Genomic DNA, 6,674 nt, shown 5'->3' with positions numbered 1-6,674 from the left:
CGCGCGCGGCCGCCGCCCCCCGGGCCGCGGGCGCCGGGGCCGGCCGCGGTGGGTCCGTTGCTCTCCCCTTCGCCGGCTTCCGCGCCCGCGCCGCCCCCCCCTCCCCCGCCCCCCCCCCCCCCCCACTACGTGAATCACGCAGGCTGTAAGCCGGGCAATAAAAACGGGGGCCTTTCGGCCCCCGCTGCATTAAACCCGGTAAGGCCGGATCAGAAGCTGGCGCGCACGCCGACCGAATACTGGGCGAAGTCGCCCTGCCATTGGCCTTCAGCAACCACGCCCCAGGTCTTGTTGAACTTGACCTGGCCGCCCAGCACGCCGACGAACTCGGTGTCCATGTCGCTGCCATCAAGGGCGCCGCCCTTGATCCAGGCTTCGGTCCGTGCCGACGGCTTGCCACGCAGGCCGATGGTCACACGACCGGCGTTGGTGTGGTCCTTGTAGGTGCCATTGAACTCGCCGGCGCCACTGACCTTTTCTTCAAGGCTCAGACGCAACCAGGCGATGTCGGCGGTGAAGTCGACGCGCTCGCTCATGTTCATGTGGTAACCGGCACCCAGCTCCGGCTGGCCCAGCTGGAACTTCGAACGCACGCCATTGCCCCAGTTCACCGACTTGCGGACCTGCGAATAACCGGCGAAGAGGTTGACCTTGTCGGCGATATCGTACGAACCGCGCAGGTAGGCGCCGTCCAGGCTCGGGTCGTTCAGGTCGTTGTCGTTGACCTGGACCTGGGTCCAGCCTGCTTCGGCGTAGGTGTAGCTCAGCTCGTCAGCGGAGGCGGCAACAGGTGCGGCTGCCAGCATGGCGGCCAGAATCAGGGTCTTGCGCATGGAATCCTCTTCGGTGCGATATCCGTGTCGACCAGCCCATTGCGGGCCGGGACCGTCACGTCATGTAACGGCGGGCGCAGTCTAACGAAATTTTCACATATGGCAAGTCGTGTCACCGTGCAATGATTTTGGATGATCAGCGGAAAATTGATTGTTTTGTCAGATGTTTAGCGACTTTAGTGCTTATTTTGGCGATGAAGCCGCTTTTGATTCATATCGGCCCTGTTCTGCATTAGTGGTCGTTTTCAGAACAATCCCAATGTTCATCGGCTGATCCTGCCTGTTTTGCCTGCTGTCCCGCGGCAGGGCGTGATCGCAAAGCCTGGGGCTGCCTGCTTCTCGGTGCGAAGGCTCCCGCCACCGTGTTCCACGGATGGGAAGCACTTGTTCAGCCCGGCCAAGGGCCAGCCTGAAGTGGCGCTGGTACAATCGACGGGCCGGTTCGCCGGCACTCACAAACGTCTTCAGGGCGGGGTGCAATTCCCCACCGGCGGTAGGTGCAGGTCCGCGATAGCGGTGCTGCATGAGCCCGCGAGCGCTCCAGCAAGGGCCGTACATGTACGGATGCCCGGCCGGAGGTCAGCAGATCCGGTCAGATACCGGAGCCGACGGTCATAGTCCGGATGAAAGAAGACGGTGTCTCGGGCCTCTTGCGGGGTCCGTGCGCCTGTTTGCCTTGCGGCGTTTTTCGCTCACATATCGCGGAGAACGTTAGTGTTTACTGGAATCATCGAAGGCGTCGGCCGTCTGGCTGCACGCGAACCCATCGGCGGCGATGTCCGCTTCACCTTCAATGTCGGCAACCTGCCGTTCGAACAGGTGCAGATGGGCGAGAGCATCGCCGTCAACGGTGTCTGCCTGACCGTCATCGACTTTGACGGCAGCAGCTTCAAGGCCGATGCCTCAACCGAAACCCTGACCCTGACCACGCTCGGCGACCTCGCCGAGGATACGGTGATCAACCTGGAACGCGCCATGCGCCCCACCGACCGTCTCGGCGGCCACCTGGTCAGCGGCCATGTCGATGGCCTCGGCAAGGTGCTGTCCATCCATGAGGATGCGCGCGCGCTGCGCTGGCGCTTTGCCGCACCCAAGCCGCTGTTGAAGTACATCGCCAAGAAAGGCTCGATCTGCGTGGATGGCGTCAGCCTCACCGTCAACGACGCCGATGACGAGGGCTTCGAGGTCGCGCTGATCCCGCACACCGTCGCCAATACCGCGTTCTCCGCCACCGGCGTCGGCAGCGCGGTGAACCTGGAAATCGATCTGGTCGCCCGTTATGTCGAGCGCCTGCTGGGCCAAGGAGCCGCACAATGAATTTCGCCCCCGTCCCCGAATTGCTGGAAGAGATCCGCGCCGGTCGCATGGTGGTCATCGTCGATGACGAGGACCGCGAGAACGAAGGCGACCTGATCATGGCCGCCGAGCTGGTCAAGCCGTCGGACATCAACTTCATGGTCACCCATGGCCGCGGCCTGGTGTGCCTGCCGCTGACCCGCACCCGTGCCGCCGACCTCGGCCTGGCGCCGATGGTGCAGGCCAATACCGCGCAGTTCCAGACCAATTTCACGGTCAGCATCGAAGCCGCCGAAGGTGTCACCACCGGCATCTCCGCGCATGACCGGGCCCACACCATCCGCACTGCGGTGAAGGCCAATGCCAAGCCGTCCGACCTGCATCAACCAGGTCATATCTTCCCGCTGATCGCCCAGCCGGGTGGCGTGCTGACCCGCGCCGGCCACACCGAAGCCGGCGTCGACCTGGCCATGCTGGCCGGGCTGGAGCCGGCGGGCGTGCTGGTGGAGATCCTCAACCCCGATGGCAGCATGGCGCGCCGCCCCGAGCTGGAAGTGTTCGCCCGCGAGCACGGCTTGAAGATGGGTTCCATCGCCGACCTGATCGCCTACCGACTGGCCACCGAGCACACCGTCGAGCGTGTGGACGAGCGCGAGATCGACACCGAGTTCGGCGCTTTCAAGCTGGTCACCTACCGTGACCGCATTGCCAACGACCTGCATTTCGCGCTGGTCCGCGGCACCCCGGACAAGGACACGCCGACCCTGGTACGGGTGCAGGTGGAGAATCCCTTGGCCGACCTGCTGCATTGGCGGCGTGATGACTTTGGCGTGGCCAGTACCGATGCGCTGCGCGCCATTGATGCCGCAGGTGCTGGCGTGATGGTGGTGCTGTCGGCACCGCGCGATACCAACGCGCTGCTGGCCCGCCTGCGCCAGCAGCCGGCGCCGGTCATCCCGGGCAAGGACAAGGATGTGGGCCAGTGGCGCCGCAACGGTGCCGGCGCCCAGATCCTGTCGGACCTGGGCCTGGGCAAGCTGCGTGTGCTCGGGACACCGCGCCGGCAGATCGGCCTGGCCGGTTACGGCCTGGAGATCGTCGAGACCGTCCAGGTCTGAGGCGGTCGCGGACAGGTTGTGCACGCATCCTGTCCCATCACCCTTGTTCCCCTTCCCGGCGTCAAAGGTGCAGGGAAGGGGCGGGGAGGGGAGAGGTCGCATGGCGCGTTCCCACAGGCGTCAGCCCTTCCGCTGCTTTCGTGCCGCTCCTGTAAAGCCCGCGCGCGGTAAACTTACCCACCTTTTGGAGTCCTGCCCCCTATGAGCCACTACGAAGGCTATCTCCTTCCGCCGGATTCGGCCCGTTTCGCCATCGTTGCCAGCATGTGGAACCCGCGTATCACCGATACCTTGGTCATTGGTGCCCGCGAATTCCTGGCCGGCAGCGGTGTCAGCGAGGAGGCCATCGATGTGGTGCGTGTGCCGGGCGCCTGGGAGATCCCGCTGGTAGCGGCCCGCCTGGCTGCGGCTGGCCATCATTCGGCAATCATCACCCTGGGCTGCGTGATCCGCGGCGACACCCGTCATTACGAGCATGTATCCGATTGCTGTGCCGAAGGCCTGATGCGCGCGCAGCTGGATTTCGGCGTGCCGGTGCTCAACGGTGTGCTGGCGGTGGAGCGTGAGGAGGATGCCGACGCGCGTGCGGGCGGCAGCCATGGCAACAAGGGTACGGAGGCCGCGAAGGCGGCCTTGGAAATGGTCAATCTTCTGGAGAAGTTGCCGTGAGCAACAAGAACAACGGCAAGCCTGCCGGAAAACCCGTCCGCCGTGACGGCATCGACCCGGTCTTGCGCTCGCGCGCACGCCGCCGCGCCCTGCAGGCGATCTACGCCTGGCAGATCTCCGGCGGCAACGCCGAGTCGCTGCTGGCCCAGTTCGCCCACGAGCAGGCCCACGAGATCGCCGATCTGGCCTACTTCGAAAGCCTGCTGCGTGGCGTGCTGGACAACCGCCGTGACCTGGACGAGGCCTTGGCCCCGTTCGTCGACCGCGCGGTGGAAGAAGTGGATGCCATCGAGCGCGCGGTGCTGCGCGTGGCCGCCTACGAGCTGCGCTATCGCCAGGATGTGCCTTACCGCGTGGTGATCAACGAAGCCATCGAAACCGCCAAGCGTTTCGGCTCCGAGCACGGCCATACCTATGTCAACGGCGTGCTTGACCGTGCCGCGCTGGAGTGGCGCAAGACCGAATCCAACCAGTAACCGCCGACGGCGGCTTCGCTACGACGGGTTTTCTGCAGCGCCGGGCCGGCATCATCGGCACCGGCGCTGTCGTTTTTTGGGGAGTGCGATCATGAGTCTTGATGAGTTTGGCCTGATCGAGCGTATCCGCCGGCGTACCGCTGCGCGCGCGGACATCGTCTTGGGGATCGGCGATGACGCCGCGCTGCTGCAGCCGGCTGCCGGCCAGCAACTGGTGGTGACCACCGATACCCTCAACAGCGGTGTGCACTTTCCTGCGGAAACCCCGCCAGCCGATATCGGTTGGAAAGCCCTGGCGGTGAATCTGTCCGATCTGGCGTCGATGGGCGCGCAACCGGCCTGGTGCAGTTTGTCGCTGTCACTGCCGGATGCCAGTGCGCAATGGGTGGACCAGTTTGCTGAAGGTTTCTTCCCGCTTGCCGACCTTCACGGTATCGCCTTGATCGGCGGCGACACCACCCGTGGGCCCTTGTCGATCTCGATCACCGCGATGGGCCAGGTGACTGCAGGGCAGGCGCTGCGCCGCGATGGTGCACAGGTTGGCGACGATATCTGGGTCAGTGGCGTGCCCGGTGAGGCTGGGCTGGCCCTGGCGTTGTGGCAGCAACAGGCCCTGGATGTCAGTCGCAGCGCGGGTGATGCGGCGCTGGAGCATCTGCGCCTGCGTCTTGCGCGGCCGACGCCACGGGTTGAACTTGGCCTTGCCTTGCAGGGTGTGGCGACTGCGGCGGTTGACGTGTCCGATGGGCTGCTGGCCGACCTGGGCCACATATGCGCACGCAGCGGGGTTGCCGCGGACGTGTTGGAGGCGGCGCTGCCAGCCTCACCGGCGGCAGAGCAGGCCGGCTTGTGTAAGAGCTTCACTACCTTGCGTATCGGTGCTGGCGACGATTACGAGCTGTGTTTCACCGCACCGCCGGCGCTGCGCCAGGTGCTGCACGAAACCATGGCATCCGTAGCAGTTCCGCTTACCCGGATTGGCTATATTCGAGCCGGGACGGGGGTACAGGTGATCAACCAGGAGGGCGGTGTGCTGGTGGCATCAAGACAAGGCTACAACCACTTTTCAAGCTTCGAGGCCTAAGGGGGAGCCCTGCTCGCAGTAAGCTGGATTTCAGTGTTCACGCGGCGTCCACGTATTCATATTTACCATCTCGTTCGTGATGGAAGTCGCGGTTTGGTGCAATCGAGAGTCTGCATCCAGCGACGGCAAACAGGGGGAAGCGGTGGTGGAATCGGCAACGTTGGAAAAAGTGAGGGCGAAGATGAGTGATGTAGGTACGCCCTCGGTCACGGTGGACAGCCGTGCCTTGGAAACAGCACTCGATACCGTCATCAACAGCAACGCCGGCATTTCCATGCTGCTGGTCTCCACGGCAGATGGCCGTGCCATTGCTCACCGTTCGTTGAACAAGCTTGATCCACGACGCTTGTCGGCGATGAGCAATTCTTTCCTGACGCTAGGGGAAACCTTGTCGCGCGAGCTCGGCCTGACAGCGGCCGACTACGTGACCATGTCCACCTCACAGGGCAGCATGGTGCTGGTCCGCGTTGCCGCGGACCGTCCCTATACGCTGGCCGCGCTCGGCCATGCCGATACCTCCCTTGCCATCCTGCTGTATGCCGCTCGCGATGCCGCGGCGCGGATCAAGGTGTTGTTGTAACTCTCTTGCTGTAAGTCAACTGCGTTGCGGTTCGCCTGGCATGCCAGGGAGCCAGCGCGGGTGAGTAAGTCCGGGTAAGGCAATCAGACGTGTTGCCAGTGCCGCACAACGGCCTGGCTGCACGCGACACTTAGATAACAATCGATCAGGAACGGAGAATCACATGGCTGGGAACGTCAAGCTGGACAAGTTGAATGAAATTGCGGGTTTCGTCGGTGCGGCATTGGTCGACAGCGACAGCGGCATGGCCCTGGGCATGCTGGGTGGTGGCCCGATCAATCTGGAAGTTGCCGCTGCGGGTAATACCGAAGTGGTGCGCGCCAAGCGCCGCGTTGCCGCCTCGCTGGGCATCACCGATGCGATCGAAGACATCCTGATCACCCTGACCAAGCAGTACCACCTGATCCGCCCGCTGGAAAGCAACGCGGACCTGTTCCTGTACGTGGTGCTGGACCGTTCGCGCGCCAACCTGGCGCTGGCACGTCATGAGTTGAAGTCGTTCGAACAGACGCTCGATTTCAAGTGATGCGATGACGTGTCGCGGGTTGGCGGACCCGCGCGCCCACGCGGCAAATCGCGGGAAGAAACAACCCGGGGGTCCCCAAGTGATAAACCCGC

General features: G+C 64.0%; 8 protein-coding genes and 1 riboswitch. Of the genes, 7 read left to right on the top strand and 1 reads right to left on the bottom strand.

What is annotated here, in order from left to right; all coding sequences use genetic code 11:
* Nucleotides 1-209: 209 nt before the first annotated feature.
* Entirely contained in the window at nt 210-833 is a 624-nt protein-coding gene (locus tag ACVOLQ_RS22090; protein WP_481529317.1) for an outer membrane beta-barrel protein, read from the bottom strand.
* Between the two features lie 456 nt (nt 834-1,289).
* A riboswitch (FMN riboswitch) is annotated at nt 1,290-1,472 on the top strand.
* 75 nt (nt 1,473-1,547) lie between these two features.
* Between ACVOLQ_RS22090 and ACVOLQ_RS22085 the strand changes: the two genes are divergently transcribed.
* From ACVOLQ_RS22085 to ACVOLQ_RS22055, 7 genes are all read left to right on the top strand, one after another.
* On the top strand, nt 1,548-2,150 hold the full coding sequence (locus tag ACVOLQ_RS22085; protein ID WP_481529316.1) for a riboflavin synthase: 603 nt from the start codon (nt 1,548-1,550) through the stop codon (nt 2,148-2,150).
* Nucleotides 2,147-3,247 carry a 3,4-dihydroxy-2-butanone-4-phosphate synthase gene (gene ribB / locus ACVOLQ_RS22080; protein ID WP_313172358.1) on the top strand — a complete coding sequence of 367 codons (1,101 nt, stop codon included), beginning with the start codon at nt 2,147-2,149 and terminating at the stop codon, nt 3,245-3,247. The genes ACVOLQ_RS22085 and ribB overlap by 4 nt, the downstream gene beginning before the upstream one ends.
* 201 nt (nt 3,248-3,448) lie before the next feature.
* A complete protein-coding gene (ribH, locus tag ACVOLQ_RS22075; protein WP_313172355.1) occupies nt 3,449-3,916 on the top strand; it encodes a 6,7-dimethyl-8-ribityllumazine synthase in 468 nt (155 codons plus the stop codon).
* A complete protein-coding gene (gene nusB / locus ACVOLQ_RS22070; RefSeq protein ID WP_481529315.1) occupies nt 3,913-4,392 on the top strand; it encodes a transcription antitermination factor NusB in 480 nt (159 codons plus the stop codon). The genes ribH and nusB overlap by 4 nt, the downstream gene beginning before the upstream one ends.
* A 91-nt stretch (nt 4,393-4,483) precedes the next feature.
* Nucleotides 4,484-5,476, top strand: a complete 993-nt coding sequence (thiL, locus tag ACVOLQ_RS22065; RefSeq protein WP_481529314.1) for a thiamine-phosphate kinase — start codon at nt 4,484-4,486, stop codon at nt 5,474-5,476.
* Nucleotides 5,477-5,657: 181 nt separating this feature from the next.
* Nucleotides 5,658-6,056 carry a roadblock/LC7 domain-containing protein gene (locus ACVOLQ_RS22060; protein ID WP_481529313.1) on the top strand — a complete coding sequence of 133 codons (399 nt, stop codon included), beginning with the start codon at nt 5,658-5,660 and terminating at the stop codon, nt 6,054-6,056.
* Between the two features lie 163 nt (nt 6,057-6,219).
* On the top strand, nt 6,220-6,582 hold the full coding sequence (locus ACVOLQ_RS22055) for a roadblock/LC7 domain-containing protein (RefSeq protein WP_057627433.1): 363 nt from the start codon (nt 6,220-6,222) through the stop codon (nt 6,580-6,582).
* Nucleotides 6,583-6,674: the final 92 nt, after the last annotated feature.

It is taken from the genome of Stenotrophomonas sp. STEN031 (assembly GCF_056759975.1).
The sequence above is the reverse complement of the archived record's forward strand: the minus strand, read 5'-3'. Positions and strand labels throughout refer to the sequence as shown.

Bases quoted from the DNA above. Each gene is read 5' to 3' on its own strand.
- ACVOLQ_RS22090 (WP_481529317.1), bottom strand. From the start codon at position 833: ATGCGCAAGACCCTGATTCTGGCCGCCATGCTGGCAGCCGCACCTGTT.
- ribB (WP_313172358.1), top strand. From the start codon at position 2,147: ATGAATTTCGCCCCCGTCCCCGAATTGCTGGAAGAGATCCGCGCCGGT.
- ribH (WP_313172355.1), top strand. From the start codon at position 3,449: ATGAGCCACTACGAAGGCTATCTCCTTCCGCCGGATTCGGCCCGTTTC.
- thiL (WP_481529314.1), top strand. From the start codon at position 4,484: ATGAGTCTTGATGAGTTTGGCCTGATCGAGCGTATCCGCCGGCGTACC.
- ACVOLQ_RS22060 (WP_481529313.1), top strand. From the start codon at position 5,658: ATGAGTGATGTAGGTACGCCCTCGGTCACGGTGGACAGCCGTGCCTTG.
- ACVOLQ_RS22055 (WP_057627433.1), top strand. From the start codon at position 6,220: ATGGCTGGGAACGTCAAGCTGGACAAGTTGAATGAAATTGCGGGTTTC.